At 56.8% G+C, this 20,727-nt stretch carries 11 protein-coding genes and 2 pseudogenes; 3 read left to right on the plus strand and 10 right to left on the minus strand.

Going from position 1 to position 20,727, the window contains the following annotated elements; all coding sequences use genetic code 11:
• Window positions 1–75: 75 nt before the first annotated feature.
• Window positions 76–804 (minus strand): LuxR family transcriptional regulator, encoded by a 729-nt coding sequence (locus EJ068_RS12675; protein WP_127404215.1) that lies wholly within the window; start codon window positions 802–804, stop codon window positions 76–78.
• A gap of 1,350 nt (window positions 805–2,154) precedes the next feature.
• Between EJ068_RS12675 and EJ068_RS12680 the strand changes: the two are divergent.
• Window positions 2,155–2,757: pseudogene (locus tag EJ068_RS12680) on the plus strand (transposase); the annotation flags it as partial.
• 573 nt (window positions 2,758–3,330) lie between these two features.
• Here the strand turns inward: EJ068_RS12680 and EJ068_RS12685 are convergent.
• From EJ068_RS12685 to EJ068_RS12725, 9 genes and pseudogenes are all read right to left on the minus strand, one after another.
• Window positions 3,331–5,475, minus strand: a complete 2,145-nt coding sequence (locus EJ068_RS12685) for an ABC transporter ATP-binding protein (protein ID WP_129554569.1) — start codon at window positions 5,473–5,475, stop codon at window positions 3,331–3,333.
• Window positions 5,476–5,484: 9 nt separating this feature from the next.
• Window positions 5,485–6,684, minus strand: coding sequence for an ABC transporter permease (locus EJ068_RS12690; RefSeq protein WP_129554570.1), 1,200 nt, complete (start codon window positions 6,682–6,684; stop codon window positions 5,485–5,487).
• Window positions 6,685–6,694: 10 nt separating this feature from the next.
• A complete protein-coding gene (locus EJ068_RS12695; RefSeq protein ID WP_127404084.1) occupies window positions 6,695–7,732 on the minus strand; it encodes an ABC transporter permease in 1,038 nt (345 codons plus the stop codon).
• Between the two features lie 172 nt (window positions 7,733–7,904).
• Entirely contained in the window at window positions 7,905–9,149 is a 1,245-nt protein-coding gene (locus EJ068_RS12700; protein ID WP_348527807.1) for a serine hydrolase, read from the minus strand.
• Window positions 9,150–9,222: 73 nt separating this feature from the next.
• A complete protein-coding gene (locus EJ068_RS12705; RefSeq protein WP_129554571.1) occupies window positions 9,223–10,875 on the minus strand; it encodes an ABC transporter substrate-binding protein in 1,653 nt (550 codons plus the stop codon).
• A gap of 497 nt (window positions 10,876–11,372) precedes the next feature.
• Complete coding sequence (locus EJ068_RS12710; RefSeq protein WP_189512623.1) at window positions 11,373–13,634, minus strand: N,N-dimethylformamidase beta subunit family domain-containing protein; 2,262 nt, start codon at window positions 13,632–13,634, stop codon at window positions 11,373–11,375.
• Window positions 13,635–13,997: 363 nt separating this feature from the next.
• Window positions 13,998–15,284 carry a 4-aminobutyrate--2-oxoglutarate transaminase gene (gene gabT, locus EJ068_RS12715; protein ID WP_129554573.1) on the minus strand — a complete coding sequence of 429 codons (1,287 nt, stop codon included), beginning with the start codon at window positions 15,282–15,284 and terminating at the stop codon, window positions 13,998–14,000.
• 84 nt (window positions 15,285–15,368) lie between these two features.
• Window positions 15,369–16,082: an SDR family oxidoreductase gene (locus EJ068_RS12720; RefSeq protein WP_245463410.1), complete on the minus strand. Its 714-nt coding sequence runs from the start codon at window positions 16,080–16,082 to the stop codon at window positions 15,369–15,371.
• 395 nt (window positions 16,083–16,477) lie between these two features.
• A pseudogene (locus EJ068_RS12725) lies at window positions 16,478–17,564 on the minus strand (IS481 family transposase).
• 614 nt (window positions 17,565–18,178) lie between these two features.
• Between EJ068_RS12725 and EJ068_RS12735 the strand changes: the two are divergent.
• Complete coding sequence (locus tag EJ068_RS12735; RefSeq protein WP_129554574.1) at window positions 18,179–19,510, plus strand: Xaa-Pro peptidase family protein; 1,332 nt, start codon at window positions 18,179–18,181, stop codon at window positions 19,508–19,510.
• A gap of 317 nt (window positions 19,511–19,827) precedes the next feature.
• Complete coding sequence (locus EJ068_RS12740) at window positions 19,828–20,304, plus strand: amidase family protein (RefSeq protein ID WP_189512626.1); 477 nt, start codon at window positions 19,828–19,830, stop codon at window positions 20,302–20,304.
• Window positions 20,305–20,727: the final 423 nt, after the last annotated feature.

The following is a 20,727-nucleotide window of genomic DNA, read 5'->3' on the forward strand; positions in this document are numbered from 1 at the left end:
GGAGAATTTCCCCACCATAGGCGGCGATGCTTCAGGCGATTGCGCCATTCTGTGCAGTTGCACAGATATGGCACACTAATGCGTGGCGCGAAGACTGGAAGCGGCGAGACGCGCAACTGCCTGTTTGGTGGTGCTCACGCCAAGTTTTCTGCGGGTGTTGGCCAGATGAAACGCTACCGCATGCCGCGTGATCCCCAGGATGCAGCCGATGTCGGGGGCAGACTTGCCTTTCTCGGCCCATTGGAGGCACTCGTATTCACGGGCGGTCAGCAAAATTCCGTCCACCACGCGGTCTGGCGAAAGTTTGCGGCGCACGAACATATGAAAGCAGGTGGCGATCAACGAAAGGCCCTGTTCATAGCGTTCCGCCACGCGAAAAAATGCAGGATCTGGGCGGTCGACTGCAAAGGTCATTGCGGCAAAATTTCCCCGAAGATCGACAATCGGGATCGTCACGCCGCAGCGGATGCCGAACTGCGCCGCTTCCTCGAAAAACCTGCGCTGAGCCATCGATGGCTCAACGCCATGTAGATCAAATCCCCATCGAAACAGGCATCCGCCACAGCGTGCACGAACAAACACGGGGTCGATGCTCTGATATTGGTTTTCAAAATAGCGTTCTGTCCAGGGCGCCGGATAATTGGAGATCAGCGTAGGGTTGCCATCAGACCCGATTGGCTGGGAGAGATAGGCGAAGGTAAGCAGATCGAGCCTTGAGGCGATATCAGTCATGGCACCGAGTAGATCGGTCTCATCGACGCTTTCTGACAGCCGTTCCAAAAATCTCTCGAACGCGGTCTGCATGATTGTCCTTCCAATCGCTTTCCTTCCAACTCACGGATCCGCTTACCTAGAAATCACGCAGGAACGGGGGAGACAATGCTCGCCTTCTCCAAAAACACCGCAGCGCATGTGCTGCATCATTGACAGCGTAATATCCTCGCATTCTGCTCCAGACCTCAGGCGTGCCTCGAGTTCGCGAGTTCGTCAGCGCTCGCGATCAAACTGCCCGCCCCAGTCGCTGGCGCGGATTGGAAGGCTGAACATTTTTCAACTTTTTGTTTGCTAATTGAATAGCTTCACTGGACGCTCACTGGGATGATAGGCAGAGATTGGCGCCCATGTTCATAGCCCGCGCGATGACATTTTTACACTCCAAAAGAGTGCGCGCTCTATAGATTTAGTTCATGTCAGTGCTTCTCGATGTAGTATGCTCCACGCGCCAGCCGGTAAGGACGCTTTGTGTTAACGACAGGCGTGCGATTTGTTCGAGAAATAAAGCCCTTTTTCACCAACCAATGGGACGTTGTCGTATGGACGTTGGAGGCTCTGAATCCTTGACATATCATGAATTAAATGCAAACTTCCTGGCGTTGTGAACTCAACTGGACGGAGAGGAAGGTAAAGTGGAGCAGAATTCCCCTCGCATGGGAAATATAGATTTACAGTTTGAACGCATCCCAGCGGGAAAATGTGTTGCCATTACAACTCTCCTGATCACAGCCCCGCTATTTGGTCTGTTTCTTGGCTTTTCGTTACGGGGTACGGGTCATTTCGATTCATCAACTGCGGAAAAGACCGTGCCCCAGAGCGCTTCAATGGCGGCCTCGCTTCCGCCGCGCTAAGCATCAGGCATTCAGACCTTCAGTGAACTGGCCCGCCACACGCCAAAGTAGCCGTAGAGCCGCTTCGATCGAGGACTTTGCGACTACCGCAATGTGGATGACTCATAGCTTAACGCAAATCGCTCAGCAGTTGTCCTCTCAGTAGTGAGGCCGCCGTTGGGGCCATGGCATCTCTAACCATCAGCACGCTGTTGAGGCGGGTGCCAGGACCGGGTCGAACTGCACAAAAGCCGCTTGTCGAGGACAGCGCCGGCCTTGTTCACAATTCGAGCGCGCTGAACTGGTTACAGAACGTGATCCTGGTCGCCGGTGCACCAACCGAAAGCCGGCGCATGTGTGACATACCCCGGCTTTGAAGTGGGGGCTTCCAAGAGCCGACCCGGGCGTCGAAGCCGCTTGTCTATCTGTTTAGATGGGGTACTCGGCTTTGCCCCACGTTTTGAACGGGTTTTTGAGGTGCTGCGCTTCGAGCTGATGATAAAACGTGGTTTGCGTGAACAGCCACAAGCATGAGGAAAGGAAGCGCAACATGAAGCATTATGCCGGACTGGACGCCTCCGTCAAAGAGACGACCTTTTGCATCGTGGATGAAGGAGGCCGAATTTGCCGAGAGATGAAGGTTGCGAGCCATCCGGACGATCTTGTTGAGGCGTTGAAGAACCCCGTCTGGAATCTGGCCCGGATCGGGCTTGAAGCCGGTCCCTTATCACAATGGTTGTTCAGTGGTCTGGCGGGAGCCGGACTACCTGCAATCTGCATCGAAACCCGTCATGCAAAGGCCTTTCTCAAGGGGCAGGTCAACAAGACCGACCGCAATGATGCGCGCGGCATCGCGCAGATGATGCGGGTTAATTTGTTCCGGCCGGTGCACGTCAAGACGCTGATAAGCCAGAAACGCCGGGCGCTGTTAACAGCCCGCAAGTTGCTGCTGCAGGAAAAAGCCATCGCAATTGAGAACCACATTCGAGGCCTGTTGCGTGTCCCGATGCGAATCCGCAATTTGGCAGCGCCGACAATGCCAACCTTGAGACCGAACCTTTCCGGCGACATCCCGGAGCTACGTGACATCATGGAGGTGTTGCTCGCCGTCCCTGGTGTCGGACCTGTCGTTGCGCTGGCTTTTGAGGCTTCAACATGCCGAATAAAGAAGTCCCGGCATTTGCCTGGAGCGGATTAAGCTTGGAGCGTTCGGCCTGTGCAGCCCAAGCCTTGCAGATGAACTCAAGGGCGTGATGACGCACGCTATGCCGCTACGCAGGCGTAACGGAAAAAACGGCTGAGGCTGCGGCCCAGAATCGAGGTGACAATGACGTGATGGGAACAGACGAAGACATATCCCGAAAGACTGCAACGTAGTCGGAGCTTTGAGTTCGTTCTCTTGATCAGGCCAAAGGACCAGCGGACACCATCATGGCCAACGGTCACAGTACTGCAACAACATGCCAGAGACATGACCGCACCCGCGAACGTCCCATTGCCAAAACAAACCCTTGATCGGCGGTCGTCCAGACATATATCGCTCGACGGATCGCCTCTGTCGTCGTGGCGCTCCCATGAAGAACCTGGCCTAGTGCATCCTTTGATTCGGAGGATAAGGATGCCCCATCAAAACCTGGGATCGAACATTTAGCCCCCGGACGAGACGGTGCGAAAAATCTATGCAGTCCTGCTCTCCCTATGCCCACTGAATGAGTATTCCTCGTGATCATGCCTCTGCTTCGCTGACGCTTGTCTCCTTTTGTTCGAGCTTGGGACTGAGCTTTATTACCGGTTCCATTGCCGCAAGGAACGCATCCGGAAGGTGGCACCTGATGTCATGGCCACTATGCATTCTCCTGGTTGGCGGTACCTCCCGCTCACAGAGCCCTCCCAGAACTAGCCTCTTGTAACCGCAGCGTGACTGGAAGGGGCAGCCCGGCGGTGGATTCATCGCCGACGGGATGTCGCCCTCGAGCACGATGTGCTTCTTTACCACGCTGGTGTCGGCGATCGGGATCGCCGACAGCAACGCCTCTGTATAGGGATGATAGGGCGGCGAGAAGATCTGGTCGGTCGTGCCTTGCTCGACGATATAGCCGAGATACATGACCACCACGCGGTCGGCGATGTAGCGCACAACCGACAGGTCGTGGCTGATGAACAGCATCGTCGTCTTGTTCTTGCGCTGGATGTCCATCAACAGTTCGATGACCGCCGCCTGCACCGAGACGTCGAGCGCCGAGACCGGCTCGTCCGCCACCACCACCTTGGCGTCACCGGCAAAGGCACGCGCCACGCCGATGCGCTGCTTCTGGCCACCGGAAAGCTGGCGCGGCTTGCGCGTCTCAAAGGCACGCGGCAGCTTGACCAGGTCGAGCAGTTCCAGCATGCGCTTGCGGCGGTCGGCAACCGTTTTGCCGACGTTGAATTTTTCCAGTGTGCGGATGATCTGCGCACCGACTGAATGGCTGGGGTTCAGCGTATCGAACGGATTCTGGAACACCATCTGGATCGAGGACACCGTATCGACGCCGCGCTTCTCGATGCCGGTCGACTGGATTTCCTTGTTGCCCAGCGTGACCTTGCCCGAGCTTGCCGTCTCGAGCCCGAGCAGCACCTTGGCCAATGTCGACTTTCCGCAGCCGGATTCGCCGACGATGGCGACGGTTTCGGATTCGCGCGCCATGAACGAGATCGTCTCGTTGGCCTTGACGACACGGCCCTCGCTCGAGCCGAACACCTCGCTACCGGCAACCTTGTAGTATTTTCTCAGGTCCTCGATCTTGAGCACCGGTGCGCCAGGCACGACCTTCTCATTGACCTTCTTGGCGCCGGGCGGCAGGGCCTCCCAGTCGATCTCGTTGAAGCGCACGCAGCGCGAGAAATGGCCTTCGTGTCCTTCGACTTCGATCATCGGGATTTCGGCGGCGTTGCAGACACCCTCGACGAAATGGTGGCAACGCGGGCCGAAATTGCAGCCCTTCGGCCGTTCATGCGGCAGCGGCAATTGCCCGGGGATCGAAATCAGCGGCCGCGAGTTCTTGTCGGCGCCCGGCAGCGGGATCGAGCGGAACAGCCCTTGCGTATAGGGGTGGCGCATCCGGTCGAAGACGTCCTTGATCTTGCCGGTCTCCACCGCCTCGCCCGAATACATCACCGTGATGCGGTCGCAGGTTTCCAGGATGAGGCCGAGATTGTGCGACACGAAGATCATCGAGGTGCCGAACTTCTCGCCGAGCCCCTTGACCAGGTCGACGATGCCGGCCTCCACCGTCACGTCGAGCGCCGTCGTCGGTTCGTCGAGCAAAAGCAGCGCCGGCTTCGACAGCAGCGCCATGGCGATGACGATACGTTGTTGCTGGCCACCGGAGAGCTGGTGCGGATAGGAACGCATCATGCGCTCGGGATCGGGCAGCTTGACCGCGCGCACCATTTCGATCGCGCGCTTATAGGCCTCTTCCTTCGACACCTTGTCGTGGATCAGCGGCACTTCCATCAGCTGCTGGCCGACCTTCATCGCCGGGTTGAGGCTCGCCATCGGCTCCTGGTAGATCATCGCGATCTTGTTGCCGCGAATGGAGCGCAACTCCTCGTCGGAGAGCTCGCCCATGTCCTTGCCCTGGAACTTGATCTTGCCGCCGACGATCTTCCCGATGTTGGAGAGGTCGCGCATGATGCCGAGCGACACGGTCGACTTGCCGCAGCCGGATTCACCGACGAGGCCCATTGCCTCGCCGGGCATGACGGTGCAGGAAAAATCCATCACCGCCGGTATCTCGCCGCTGCGGGTGAAGAACGAGATCGACAGGTTTTCGATCTGGATGATCGGTTGGGCACTTGCGACGGTGGTGCGTTTGACTGGTTCCTTCATGGTCACCTCTCAGTCTTTCAGCGACTGTTCGCGTAACGCGTCGGCAAGGAGATTGAGGCCAAGAACGAATGACAAAAGCGCGAGAGCCGGCGGCAGAGCGGGATGAATGTAGGCACGCAGGAGACGACTCGCGTCTTTGATCGCCGTGCCCCAGTCTGGACTTTCAGGCGGAACACCCAAACCGAAGTAACCCAAGGCACCGAGCAGGATCGTGGTATAGCCAATGCGCAGGCAGGTATCAACAATCAGCGGCCCGCGAGCATTGGGCAGGATTTCCCAGAGCATGATATACCAGGGTGACTCACCGCGCGTCTGGGCCGCAGCGACGTAGTCTCGCGTCTTGATGTCCACCGCAAGCCCACGCACAATGCGGAACAAGCCGGGCGACGACCCGAGCACCACGGCGACGAAGATGTTGAGTTCGTTTGGATCGAGATGAACGATGCCAAACGGATCTGCGTCGAAGATAAGGCCCAAAATCATCCAACAGAACATCAGGATCGTCGCTCCCATCAGCAAGTAATACCGATCAGGTCGGTTCTTGAATCGTGTGTGAAAGAGCGTCAGAAAGAAGATCATCGTGAAGAGAAAAATCAATGTCGCGAGTGATCGCGGGATCGACAGGCCGACCTCAGTCATCTCGCTGAACCAGTTATCAAACGAAAGCTGACGGATTTCAGGTGTTACAAGCAAGTATAGCATCAGGATGACGGGAAAGGCCAAGACGAGATTGGCGAAGAACGACAGCGCGGCATCTGTCTTTCCGCCATAGTAGCCGGCTGGCAAACCAAGCCCGATTCCCACAACCAGCGAGAAAGCAGTGGCGAACGGCGCGATCACCATCACGATTTGACTTCCAAAGATCATGCGCGAGAACACGTCTCGAGCGAGCGTGTCGCCGCCGAAATAGTAGATACCGTTGCGATCGGGCAAGGCGCTCCCTGGCAGCGCGTCCTTCATCGCTGCCACTTGGTTGAGGGGATCGAACGGCGCGATGACGGGTGCGAACATTGAGGTGAACGCCCAGAAGAGACAGATGGTGACCCCCGCGATACCAATGCCGGTGTTGAACAGTTCGCCGTAGAGACCAAGCTTGTTGCGGAAACGGAAACTGAACGCCAGGCACATTGCCATCGCAACCCACACTGGCCAGAACCGGCCGAGGACGTCGAAGGTAATTGCAGACCACCCGATTGTCTCGAATTGCATGCTGCGACTCCTATCCCACACGGATACGCGGATTAAGAAGAGCGTAGCCGATGTCTGAGATTAATTGCGTGACCAGCACGACGACGACCGATACGAGAGAGCAACCAAGTAGGAGATCAATGTCGTTGTTGCTGGCCGCTTCATTCAACGTGAATCCGAAACCTTGGTATCGGAACATCGTCTCAACGATTACCACCCCGGTAAGCAGCCATGGTACTTGCAGCATAATCACCGTGAATGGGGTGATCAACGCATTGCGCAGCGCGTGCTTGATGACTACGTGGGAGAAGGGCAAACCTTTTAATCGCGCAGTGCGAATATACTGCTGCGTCATCACTTCGGCCATCGAGGCGCGCGTCATTCGGGCGATGTAGCCGATGGCAGAGATGGCCATCGTCATCACCGGGAGCGTGAAGTTGTACACTGTTAGGCCTTGTTCGGCTGTGGATGCCGCCGAGCCGTTCAGCCATCCCAGCCAGGAGGCGAAGATGACTGTGAAGATAACGCCTGAAACATATTCAGGCGTTGCAGTCGTAGCGATCGAGACAACTGACAGCACACGATCCGTTCGCGAGCCTTCGCGCATCCCAGCAAGAATGCCTATCAAAAGGGATGTCGGCACTACTAGCGCCAGCACCCAGAACATCAACCTAACAGTAGCCGCCAGCGCCGGTACAATCTTTTCGGAAACGGCGGTCCTGAATTTGGTCGAGCAACCGAACTCCCCCTGCAATATTCCGCCGTAATACGGTTTGGCAGGTTCGCCACAATAACTGAAGCGAGGCACTGGTTTGTGGGTCGCAGGATCGATGATCGGTTGCTTTCGAATGACGCCCAACCACTGTGCGTAGCGCACGAGAATATTCTGCCGGTAGCCCTGCCTGGACAGCCAGCTTTCAATCTGTTCATCTGACGAGCGCATTTCGATTTGGTTGAGCGCCAGCTTGCGCAGGTTTGGCTCAAGATTGACCATGTAGAAGACGATCATCGTCAGGCTCAACATGGTCAAAACCATGACGCCGAAACGGCGCAAAACAAATCTCAGCATGGCTTCTCCCCAATCATGCTACGCCTCGGTTGTGTGGGACTGGCAGGTTCAATGATCGGTAGGGCTTCCTGCTCCGCGACCTAATTGATCCAGCCGCGAACTGCAGTTCGAGACGATGACTATTCTTCCGCGCTCCGGGTGTCCGACCCGGTTGACAGGGAAACTGACCTTGTCAACCGCACAGCATTCGGCCAAGTGCCAGCATCTGCGGCGCTCGGATATGGTCAATACGGGAGAAGGACTCCGGATGTGATGCAAAAATCGCAATGACCATCTCGGCCTTTGGAGAGATATAAAGAACCTGACCATAGAGACCGTGAGCTTCTAGAGAATCAAGCTCGTTGTGAGACACCCACCATTGGCTCCGGTAGGTGTAACCTGAGCGCGGCACGGGCTTAGCGGGATGATCGCCGAAATGTAGGTCGTGGACTACCGACGCTGGAATCAGTTGTTGTCCCTTCCATGTGCCCTCGCACCGCATCAGTTCGCCGAAGCGCGCGAGATCGCGCAGAGTCGCATTGAGACCACAATGCGCCCTCGGCATGCCAGTCGTGGAATCAATGTCTACGTAGGCGTCCTCTTCGCAACCTAGGGGGGTCCAAAGGCGCGTCTGCAGAAGCTCAGCGAATGAGCGGCCTATAACGCGCGACATAACCCAAGCCATTACATTGGTGTTGACGCTCCTGTAGGAAAACTCGCCATGCTTTCCTTGCTTCCGTATTGCTGACAGGTAGTCGCATCTAAACGACGCGTCCTCCTTTGTGTAGTCCTCAGTACAATCTAAGTTGGTCTGCATGTCCATTACTTGCCGCAGAGTGGCATCCTCCCATCCCGTGCCTCGTAACTCCGGCAAATAATGCGATATGGTTTTTGACTCGTCGAGTACTCCCTCGTGCACATACGAAGCGGCTAGCGTTCCTGCGTAGGACTTGGTGATTGATTGGCACGAATGTGGCACATGTCGCTCAAGTGCGCCGAAGTACCGCTCATATACGATGTGCCCTCGATGTAGGACCAGGCACCCGTCGGTGAAAGTGTCAAGGAGCGCCTCATCGAAGCGGCGAGGGCGACCATCCGCGTCGGTGAATGTGAGCGCGTCGATGTCAGAAAAGTTTTTGTACGGTTCAGGCTTCGAAGGGCCTCCTTGCCCCCGCCATACTCTTACCGTCGGCCTAAGCTCATTTATATGCGACAACGACCAGCGAAGCTCCGGAAAGCTCCAAACATTGCCGTTCTCGAACGTTATGCGCCTGTTTGGGGGCGGCGGCGCGCCGCGCATCCAGCCCAATTTCGTTGGGTCCGATGCCCGACCGTCGAGGTACCGCTGTCCGTCGAATTCAAGAATGTCCTCCGTTACGCTACCATAACGTGCGTCCAACTTGCATTGTGTCATTAATGCTCTAGCTTTCCCGATCATTTCCAAAAGGCTTGGTTGGCCATTGGAGCAGGCGACCGCCAGGAGGAGGCGATTGCATCCTCATCAGTAGCAACTACGCACTCGGGTCGAGCCAGACCTTGGTGAGTTCTGTTTCCCCTACCGGATGCATGTAGTAGTTCTTCACTTTCCTGGTCGAGTGATGAAAAGCCGTAATCCAATAAGGCTGAATGATGATGCCGGATTCCTGCAGAAGCGCTTCGATGTCATGCATAAGCGTCTTGCGCTTCTGCGGGTCGGGAACCGTCAACGCCTCGTCGAGCTTTTTGTCGAATTCCGGATTTGACCACGCCGTCTCATTCCACGCTGCACCACTGCGGTAGGCAAGCACCAAAGTCTGGACACCCAACGGCCGCATATTCCAGTTTGTTATCGAGAGGGGATATTTCAACCAACCATTCCAGAAACTCGACTCGGGAATAATCGAACGCTTCACCCTGAATCCAGCTTCGCGCAGCTGCGCGGCGATCGCATCGCCAGTTGCCTTGAGCCATTCCGTGTCGCTACTGATGATCTCGTGCTCGTAATCAGCCTTGCCAGCTTCAGCCATAAGCCTCTTGGCCGCTTCGACATCCCGTTTCTGTTCAGGAAGCGGATAAAATTCAGGATGCAATGGGGCGACATGATAGTTTGCAGCCACCGTGCCGTAACCATTATAGGCAATCTGCAGCACAGCGTTATTGTCGACCGCTAGTTGTAGTGCTTTGCGCACCCGGTGATCGTCATACGGCTTAGTAGCGACGTGGGTGCGGCACATAATAGTAGTTGCCGTTCTCGCTTCCGATTTGACAAGCCCCATCTTATCTAAGATGCCGACGAAACCGGTATCCGTCCCATCATTGGCATCTATCTCGCCGGATTCGAAGGCGCTCAGTAGAGTGGATGGATCACTGCCATAGTCAATGAATTGCACTTCGTCCAAGTATACTTCACCGCCCCACCAGCTTCCTTCTGGGCGGCGCCTCACAACCGCCTTCTTTGCGACATCCCAAGACACTAGTTCAAATGGCCCCGTCCCCACCGGATGCGCAACGATATCCGACCCGTTCTTTTCGAAGTCACGGTGAACAATCAGTGCCGGATAGTCCGCAAAGCCAGGGATGATCGTAATGTCGGGCTTTGGCAGCTTGAGTTTGATGGTAAAATCGTCAACTCTTAAGATAGCGCCTTCTCTCGCTTTACCTGTCTTTTCGCCAACGAGCGTAGCCATGCGCGCCGCCATCGAGTTCCCGGGCACGTCCCTTTCACACCAGCGCAGCAGATTGAACATCACGTCATCGGCAGTGAAGTCGTCCCCATTGTTCCACTTGACGCCCTTTCGCAGGCGCAGGATATACTCAGTCGCGTCTTCATTCGTGTCCCAACTTTCAAGAAGGCTGGGTTCGAAAGTGTAATCCTTAGTATACTTGACGAGAGGATCGAGGAACTGTCGGTAGACGTTAGCCATTCCTGGATAGTCATTTACGCGCGGATCTTTTGGACCGTAAACTTGCGTAGAAATTCGCAGCGCTCCGCCCTTAATAGGTAATTCTTCAGCATGCGCCGGTGGTGTTGCATTCAGCATCGAGTACGCCACGGCTGTAGACGCCCCGAAGATGGTGGCGAGCGCCAGGAACTCGCGGCGATCGATCTTCTCTCTTCTTGCTTCCGCCGCCAGCCCTTCGAGCGCCCTCGGCATGGGCTCGCCATGCCTAGAAAAATATTTCATTTCAGTCTCCCACATGTGCTGTCCGGCGCCAGTCTTACTTAATATTGAGCTGATCATACGGAGCAGCGCAGGGTATGAGAATTGAGAAAACTTTTCGTTTGGCTTAAACCTGATTTATCTCCAGTGATGTCTGGCGGTGAGCGCAAGGGTGGAAAGCCTTTGTGGCTTAAGGGCTTTGACACATGGGGGCTTTAGAGCGTGTCGCTGAGCCGAACGATTTTGAAGCGATCCAAGGCTTGGCCCCGGGCAGCGAGGCCAGTGGGCTTCCGAGAAGGGTCCATGAACTGAATCATCCGGAGAGCCCGCGGCGTCATCTCCTTCTATGTTCGCCCGAGAATGGAATAAACTAGACTACTGAGGAGCTTCGTCAGGGAGGAACAATCGTTCTCTAGTACCTCCGACAACCGCTCCTGTGCGAGCTTATGTTGTCGAATTCACAAGCTTCGCGCTCATCGAAAGGCGGTTGCAAGGGGCATCTACATGTGCAGTGGATTTGGCTATCCGCTTGGCAAAGGCGCGGCTGAGGGCAGCAGGAATGGTGCCGGATCGCGGAAGCGTTCAAGAACGTTTCGCGTCACCCGCGACACGTCATTGTCGTAACCATTTATGGGCAAGCTCATGCACCAAGAGATCGACCCGACCGAAAAAACCGCTCCGCCGCCCGCAGTCTCGAAAAACACTATATCTGACCGAACGTTTCTGTTTTCACTTCCGCCAATCATCCAATGCATGGCGCCGATTTCTTCCTTGGCCAGGACCATGTAATCGGTGTGGTTCGTGGAGGAAGCAATCACCACGGCGTGTTGCGGCGATCTCAACTGCGGGTCGTACCGATCGAGTTCTTGTCCGGCCGCCCCGTTGCCGGCCAGCCCATAGTTTCCGAACAAGCAATCTCGGCTGATATCCTTGGATATGAATTCCACGCGGGGATCACTGCTCTTTGGGGACCACTGGTAATAGGAACCTGACTGGAAGCCTTGCGCACAGAAGCCCACTCCCAACAGTTGGTTGGGAATGCGGTCCTGTCGACGCCAGAGTCCCCCATATTCCCCTGTCGTGCTCATAAAATATTCACCGGGTTCCGCGGACCATGCACGGGACCCATCTTCGGCCCGCCGAACCTCGATCAATCCAGGGAGTGTCGGATGGAACGCGGTCCTCCAATAGAACCCGTTGCCCCCCAGATACATCAAGCGCCCGCCTCGGCTCAGGTGCGTCTTCAAAGCTTCCCAGATTGCCAGAGAGACATATTCTGGATGGCATCCGGTCAGGACAACGCGGTAGTGAGCGAGAAGGCTTTCACCTTCGTTATGGAGGTCCTCGTCCGTGATGACGTCTGCATTGATGCCGAGCGCGTCCAGCCAGCCGGTCAGGTATCCGTCGCCACCGAATGCCCAATATTTTGCATTGGGAGACATGTTCAGGATCGGCCGCAAGCGTGACGAATAACAGACTCCGCTACCGTCCGTGTGGAGATCGTAGACCGACTTCCCATACTCGAGATTCTCGTCGAGAAAGATGTCATCCTCTCCGAAAATCGGTAGCCCACCCATGATCATCTCGTCGAGCGGGTCTCGTGCAATGAGTCTCTGGTTGGCATAGGCTGTGTAAGTCGCCGTTGAAGCGAGGTATACTGTTTCGGACGTGGCTTGACCCTTCGGCGGACGAACGAAGAAAATCACGTAGGCCGGGCTGGCATTGCGAGCGTCAAGGCGAGCAGCATAAACCCCACTTTCTAGCCCATCTGGCACTTTGAAGGTGAAGTCGGTGGACCAGCCGGCGTCGTAAAGATCGTCATCGTGGAAATGGATCGCGCCATACTCCTTCGGCGCGCATCGCCAGTCGTGAAACTTCCCGGTCCAATTGTAACCTTTCATGGCGCGGGCAGGCATGTTTATGAGGTTACCGTCGAACCCGTTGCCCGAAACATCCCTGAAAACATTCGACCCCTGATCGATGCTGAAATCCCAATCGGCAACGGCCTTTCCAGCCAACCGGCTGATTTCGGCGCTGTCGCGGAACGAGGAGATCTCTTCAACGGTCAAAGCGCAGGCGTAAAGTTTGGGAGAATCGATCTTCCCGTTGTAGTGGCCACCGGCAATCAGGATCCCGTCTTGGCAGGACACCTTATGGGCGGCGATAAGGAACGTTTTTTGCCGAACATTTCCCTGGCCCGCGGCAACGTTGAATAGCCGGGTTTCGGGGGAGTCGAGATCGCCGATGTCGCAAAGGGGCCGCTGGTGGAGGACCGCTGTGCCCTCGCGGCCACTGAAGCTGGCCGCAATGAATACCCATCTGCGCTCGCGAAACCCGTTTTCCAGGTTAACAGCCGATACGGCCCCTTCCCCATCGCCGACCATAAACATCAATCGGCCCTTTTCATCGATCTTGATCGCAAAGCCATGGCCGCGCTGCTCGTCCCACGTACCAGCGATTGTCTGGACTCTTGAGCCCAGCAGCGTCGGCCAGAGCCACGCTTGAAACGTGAAATCGTCCAATTCACAAAATGCAGTATCATGCTTCACGCAGCCATAAGAGCCTATATAGATCGGCTGCCGCCGAGCGGGGTAAACGCCATTAAAGGCAGCGTCGACATGGCGCTCGACAAGGCCCGCTGTGCTGGGATGCTCCTCGGTGGTTATGAGCCTCACCAATCGAGCCGAAAACTTGGCGGCATCACCCAGCGAACTCACCTTGAACTCAATCGTGTCGTCCGGCTTAGCGCTCAAGAGGTTGGTGTAACCAGATAGCGTCCTCACGATTGATCTCCGTCTGGAATTTCTGTTCCGAAATGTTGTCGCCAGCGTCGCCGGAACACGTACCACTCCGCATCTGCCAGATCTTCGAAGGTGACGCCTTCATGTCTTGTGAGGGGATTGCCTGGAACTCCCGTCAGACTCACGAGCATCCAAACCCGGTTGGGCTGAATGGTGAGCAAGGCATGTTTCCCGGCGATCGGAAGACTCCGGAACGTTCGGAGAAGCTTCTGCAGGTTCGGGCTGTGATGCCCGAAAGGCGCACGACGGAATTCAGCTGCCAGTTCAAGTAGCTCTGAGGGGTGTTCAACGTGCATGGCTTCTCACTTAATCTGCGCTTATGCCGGATCTCCGGGAATCAGGTCATTATCGATCGCAGCATCGATGGAATCTTCGATGATAGGTCAGTGACTCGTCGATGATCGCGTCCGATGTCGTCAATGGGACGAGGAATCGCAGGACGTTGAAGTGCCGGCCGGCTGAAGCAAGCAGCAAACCGCGGTCAGCAGCTTCCTTGATCATTTTTAAGGTAAGAGATCGCGCAGGCTTGCGCGTCTCTTCGTCCTCGACCAGTTCGACACCGATCATTGCTCCCAGCCCGCGGATGTCACCAATCACCGAGCGGTTTTTCTTCTTCTGAATTCGCCGCAAGCCAGCCTTAAGGCGCTCGCCGACCTCCTGGGCGCGGTTGAGCAGGTTCTCCTTGTCGATGATATCCAGCACGGCCAATGCTGCCGCACATGCCAGCGGATTGCCCGCGTATGTTCCGCCCAGGCCGCCGACGCCAACGCAATCCATGATCTCTGCCTTGCCGACCACGGCTGCAATCGGAAGGCCTGCCGCCAGACTCTTGGCCATCAGGATCAGGTCAGGTTCGACGCCTGTGTGTTCGATTGCAAAAAGGCGCCCGCTTCTGCCCATCCCACACTGAACCTCGTCGGCTACAAGGACAATCCCATGGCGGTCGCAGAGACGCCGGATACCTGCCATGAACTCATCAGGCGCGGGGATGTAACCGCCTTCGCCGATAAGCGGCTCGATGACAATCGCCGCGACCGCGCTGGGCTCAATTTCGGTTTCGAATAGCGTTTCGAGGGCCGAAAGGCAGTACTCGACGCCGACCCCCCGATAAAGATCCGGATAGGGTGCGCGATAGATGCTACCTGGAAATGGCCCGAATGACTGTTTGTAAGGGTTGACCTTACCCGTCATCGCCATTGTCAAGAGGGTGCGACCGTGAAATGCGCCGCCAAACACGATGATTCCGCGGCGCTTTGTGTAAGCACGCGAAATCTTGACCGCATTCTCGACCGCCTCAGCACCGGTCGTGAGGAGCAAGGTCTTGGCCGGTCCGCCAACCTTGCATCGCTCGTTCAGCCGCTCGGCAAGCTGGATATAGCTTTCATAAGGAGCGGAGCCGAAGAAAGTATGGCTGAACCGGTTCAGTTGAGCCTGTACCGCAGCGACGACCTCAGCATGCGAGTGTCCTACCGCGAGGGCGCCCATTCCGCCTATGAAGTCAATGTAACGCCTTCCCTCTACGTCCCAGAGCTCGGCATTTTGCGCCCGGTCCACATATATCGGGAAAGACATGGAGGCGCCTGCGGAAACGGCGGCCTTGCGACGCTCGTCGAGAGCAGCATTCAATGACATTGTAGACCCCTATTGTTTCAATGATGGTTTCGGCATCTCAAGGCTTGATTGCAAAAGAAGGACTCCCGGGCTGCCGTCGCCGTCTCAAGGCAGGCTGAGCTTGGCCATTCGGCCGCCGTCTATCGTCCAGACCTGCCCTGTGACAAAAGACGCTTCGTGCGAAGCCAGCCAGGCAACCAGGCTCGCCACTTCTTCTGGCTTGCCTGTGCGCCCCACCGGATGGATTCTGCCGATTTGCTCACGGAATGATTTGGGCTCAGTCATATTTTCAATGAAATCCACGTTCAAATCGGTATCGATCCAACCCGGCGCGACGGCGTTGCAACGCACGCCTTCTCCACTGTGATCGATCGCTACCGCCCGCGTCAGGCCGTGAAGTCCGGCCTTGGAGGCGCAATAGGCAGCATGTTTGGGATTGGACCCTAGTCCCTCGATCGAGCCAATATTCACGATCGTGCCGGCGGCCGACCGCAGGTGGGGCATGGCAGTTTTGATCAGCATAAACGGAGTCGTCAGATTGACAGCGATGGTTCGCTCCCAATCCGCCAGGCTCATGTCTTCGACGAGCGCCTCTTGCATCATTCCGGCGTTGTTCACCAGAACGTCGAGCCGTCCAGCCCGCTCAACAACCGTCTTTATGAGGTAACCCGCCTGTTCTGGGGTGGTGAAATCGACGCCGATGGCTTCGAATTCCCGGTCCTCACCACGTTGCGCCGTGAACACGCGGGCACCCTCCTGCTTAAGACGTCGCGCAGTCGCGAGGCCGATGCCGCTACGCCCTCCCGTCACGAGAGCCACCTTCCTTGCAAATCTTTTATCCAATTTCTTCGACCCTTAACCTCTACGAGCGATCTGCAGGGGATTCGGGACATCAGAGGTGTGAAGGACGATGATCTTATAGATGCCATCGGCTCCGCGATCTGCCGAGCGGACCATTTTGCCAAGGCTCGCACCCATGTCCACAGGATCGACGGCGAAACGGTGAAGGCGCCCTTGCTGTGCAGAGACATCAGGGCGTCGGACGCGATCTCGAGGGGGAGATCCGTGACTTCTTCCACCCGCCCGCCGCAGCCCCCGCCCACCACCGGCGGTGGTGAAAGTATTAACATCTTTCATTGCGTCATCCTGCAGCCGAATCTCATCGTCCCGCATCCAAGAAGGCGCTTCGCGCCCGATTAAGGCCAGTTTGCTTACTACTGAGGTGATGGTAGGCGCCAGCATTTGCCCTGAGAAGGCGCAAAAGGTTTTACTAGACTTAAATACATTTTATAGCTCGGTGGTCCTGCCCAAGCTGGGCTCGGATCTGCGACATCGCCTCCCGGCATTTGATGGAATGGATCTAGCCTGAACTTTTCTGGCTCGATGGTCCATTGTTTGCAGATGAACTCGTAGGGCGTGAGGCCCTTCAGGGTCTTCAGCCGGCGCCCAAAGTTGTAAGCTGCGACGAAGTCGGCGAGGTGGCGCTGGAACTGGTCGTGGGTTTCGTAGTGGTAGCGCTTGACGGTGGCGTCCTTGATCGTGCGGTTCATCCGCTCGACCTGTCCGTTGGTCCGGGGGTGCTTCGGCTTTGTGAGGCGATGCTCGATACCGAGCTGCGCGCAGGCGTATTCGAAGGCATGCGCCCAGACGGTTTCTCCCTTGGCCAGCGCCTCGACGATTAGAGGCTCGGCCGATCCCCCGGCGCCCGGCGTCGTGAAGTGCGTGCCGTTGTCGGTCAGGACTTTGGTGATCCTGTAAGGGACCGCTTCGACGAGATGGCGCAGGAAATCGCCGGCGGTGCGCCGTTTGGCTTCTCGGTGAAGCTCGACGAAGGCGAACTTGCTGGTCCGATCGATGGCGACGAACATGTAAAGCTTGCCCTGCGCGGTCTGCACCTCGGCGATATCGATATGGAAGAAGCCGATCGGGTAGCTCTTGAACTTCGTTTTGACTGGCTTCTCGCCTTCGACTTCTGGCAGGCGGCTGATCCCGTGACGCTGCAGGCAACGATGCAGGGATGAACGCGTCAGCGCCGGGATTGTCGGGCAATCATCGAGCGGCAGCAGGGTGTACTGCCGAAAGGCGACGATTACGGCCTCTTCCTCGATCGTCAACACCGTCGAGGCGGGGCTCTTTGGCCCTGTCGGCACATCGGCGACCGAAGTCCGCTTCTTCCATTTCGCAACCGTCCCTGATTGATCCCGTAGCGCTTCGCGAGCGCCCTCAGGCTCTCTTGACTATGCTGTATCGCTCGACGACCGCCTCTGTCGTCGTGGCGATCCCATGAAGAACCTGGCCCATAGTGCCTCCTTCGATTCGTGCGACAATTGTGCACCATCAAAGCCCGGGATCAAACATCCGTCCTTGGCAAACACCTCATTCGGATCGCGGCCGGCAAGCAGTTGGTCCAGAAGTTCCTTCTCGATAGCCATGTGATGATTCTCTCCTTTCCATCATCATGGCCTCGCGCACAGAATTCCTGATAGTCCCGGTCCAGCTTGGCCATTAGCCGAAGCTGATTGCAGCTCGGTATGTCAAGGCGTTCATCAATCGGGAGAAGAACGACGCAGCGGCTGCCTCGACGATCGCCTCCGCATCCGCAACGGCCAACGATGCGCTTCGTCGAAATGAAAACCGAGGAGCAGCAGTCTCGGTCCATAATGTTTCGCGCGCGAGAACAGCTGGTCAATCACCGCACTGAGTTGGTCAACGCATTGCGTGCGCACCACCTGTGGGGACGCGACCCTTCGGCGCCAGTACCTTTCGAGACTGAGCCCTGCTTGGCAACTGAGTCACCACAGGGCAGGAATGTCAGATGACTTAGTCTTATATCGGGCAATATTTTTTCCGCCTTCAGAACCCGGGAAATCAGTCTTAAATCCCTGCACGAATAACCAACCCGGGAAACGCCTTGCATGTCCTCGTTTTCGATCGTGAACCCCAAAATTGATCCAACGCGAGTGGCAAAGGCACTTAAACCGGACGGGAGCATAGATGACGATGATCGGGTTGAAATTGGGCCGACGGACGTCGCCTTTGCGGAGTGGGCAGCCTTGGGCCTGACCACGCCCAACCTAGATCGTATGCGCAAGACCCGTCTTGATCGGATTGTTCTGCAACTCCGCCAAAGAGACTATGCGGGCGTGCTCTGCTTCGATCCGCTGAACATACGATACGCTTCAGATTCCTCGAACATGCACATATGGATCATGCACAATCCGTCACGAGCTGTGTTCGTATCGGCCGACGGCTATGTCGTTCTCTGGGATTTCCATCGTTGCGGCCACCTGTCAAACTACCTGCCGCTCATTAATGAAATCCGGGATGGCGGCGCCGGCTTCTACTATTTTGTTGCCGGCGATGAAGAGGAAGCAATCGCCAGGGACTTTGCCGGACAAATTGACGAACTGTTGCGCCGCTCTGGTGGCAAAAACCGTCGTCTTGCCGTCGACAAGATCGAAATCCCCGGCCTTCGTGCGCTAGATGCAGTTGGCATCGAGGTTTGCAACGGCATGCAGCTCATGGAGCACGCCAGGGCCATTAAGGGAATCGACGAGATCAACGCCATGCGCTGCTCTCTCGCGACCTGCGAGATTGCCGTTGCCAAAATGCGAGAACGTTTGCAGCCCGGCATAGCCGAAACGGAACTTTGGTCGGTTCTTCATGCCGAAAACATCGCACGTGGTGGCGAGTGGATCGAAACGCGCATTTTAACTTCCGGCCCGCGTACGAACCCCTGGATGCAGGAGGCCGGCCCCCGTCGCATTGTCTCAGGAGACCTCGTCGCCTTCGACACCGATATGGTGGGCCCGTACGGCATGTGTGCCGACTTCTCCCGCACTTGGCACTGCGGTGATGGCTGTCCCACCGACGAACAGCGAAGGCTGCACGCCATCGCATACGAGCACGTGGCCGCAAATATGGCCATGCTAAAGCCGGGCGTCTCTTTCACCGAGCTCACGCAGCGCAGCCACAAGCTTCCCGCGGAGTTCGTCAAGCAGCGATATGGCGTCATGATGCATGGCATCGGTCTATGCGACGAATATCCCGCGATTCTCTATCCTGAAGACTTCATCCCGGGAGCATTCGACTATGTTCTCGAGCCCGGAATGACCTTGTGCGTCGAGGCTTATATCGGTGCCGTCGGTGGGCGGGAAGGCGTGAAACTGGAAGAGCAGGTGCTCGTGACCGAGAGCGGAGTTGAAAATCTCACGAGATGCCCGTTTGATGAGACTTTGATGGAATAGCACAAGACAAATCGGTGAGTTTTCTGCTCAGATGCTTTGGGCTGTTTCCCTCCGTCCGCGCGATGCCAATTCCGGTGCGCCGATCGGTGCGCAACGAGATTCCGAGTAGTGAAAGATATGTAGAACGACCGGATCAGCCACCCCACATCGATGTGGGTTGAGCCCAGCTCGGCGAACTGACGCGTTAATGAGGCAAGCTGGACATGAATGGTAAATCGCCTTGCAAACAGGCGCTCCTCATCCCGGAACCATGACGAGGCGATCCTGTCAGACTTGCGCATATGATCCCTACCCGCGAAATCTCGGCTGTCGAGGCAATGACCGCCTTTCTGGACCATATCGAACAGGTGAACGGGCTGGTCCCCGCGATCATCTCGCTTCGTTCCCCACGGGATCTACTAAACGAGGCAGCCGCGGCGGACATGGCCGTACCTCGCGGGGAGTGGGCTGGCCTTCTTCACGGCGTGCCTCACGCGATTAAGGATAGCGCGAAAACCAAGGGGCTGCAAACTACCTATGGCTCGCCCATGCTCCGGGATTTCATTCCTGAGAATGACGCCATCTTTGTCTCGCGGATGCGCGCTGCGGGAGCGATTATCACAGGCAAGACCAACGCCCCGAATTGGGCTTGGGCGAACAGCTACAATCCGATTTTCGGGACCACCCTTAATACGTACGATTTGACCCGTATCGGCAGCAGGTCTAGCGGCGGGGTGGCCGTTGCGCTCGCCCTGCGGATGCGGCCGGTTGCCGACGGCAGCGACATGGGTGGCTCGTTGCGCATAATGTCATAGGCTTTCGAGTTTCGGCCGGGCGGGTGCCAACCCTGGCGCTTGACTCGGTCCGGATGACAGTGGTGGACCCGATGGGCCGAACAGTGGAGGACGTGGCCCTGCTGCTGTCGGTGCAGGCCGGATAACGACCGGATACAGCAATCGCTCGACTCGCCATCCGGTTGGCTGGACAACCTCAAGCCAATCGATCCGCGCAAGGCGCGATTTGGATGGCTTGTCGATTGGACAAGCCAGCTTGCTGTCGAGCCCGGGCTGGTCAATTTGGTCCGCGGGGCGGCAAGCAAATTTGCACAGGCCGGAGCAATGGTCGAAGTGTTTCGGACTTAGATCTAGCTGCGAGCGAGCGAAGACAGGGTGGACCGTGTTCTCGAATCAGTTTCGGACAGATCGCGGTGACTATACGAGGCGCACTGCCTAGTCATC

The organism is Mesorhizobium sp. M2A.F.Ca.ET.043.02.1.1 (genome assembly GCF_003952405.1).
Lineage (GTDB): Bacteria > Pseudomonadota > Alphaproteobacteria > Rhizobiales > Rhizobiaceae > Mesorhizobium.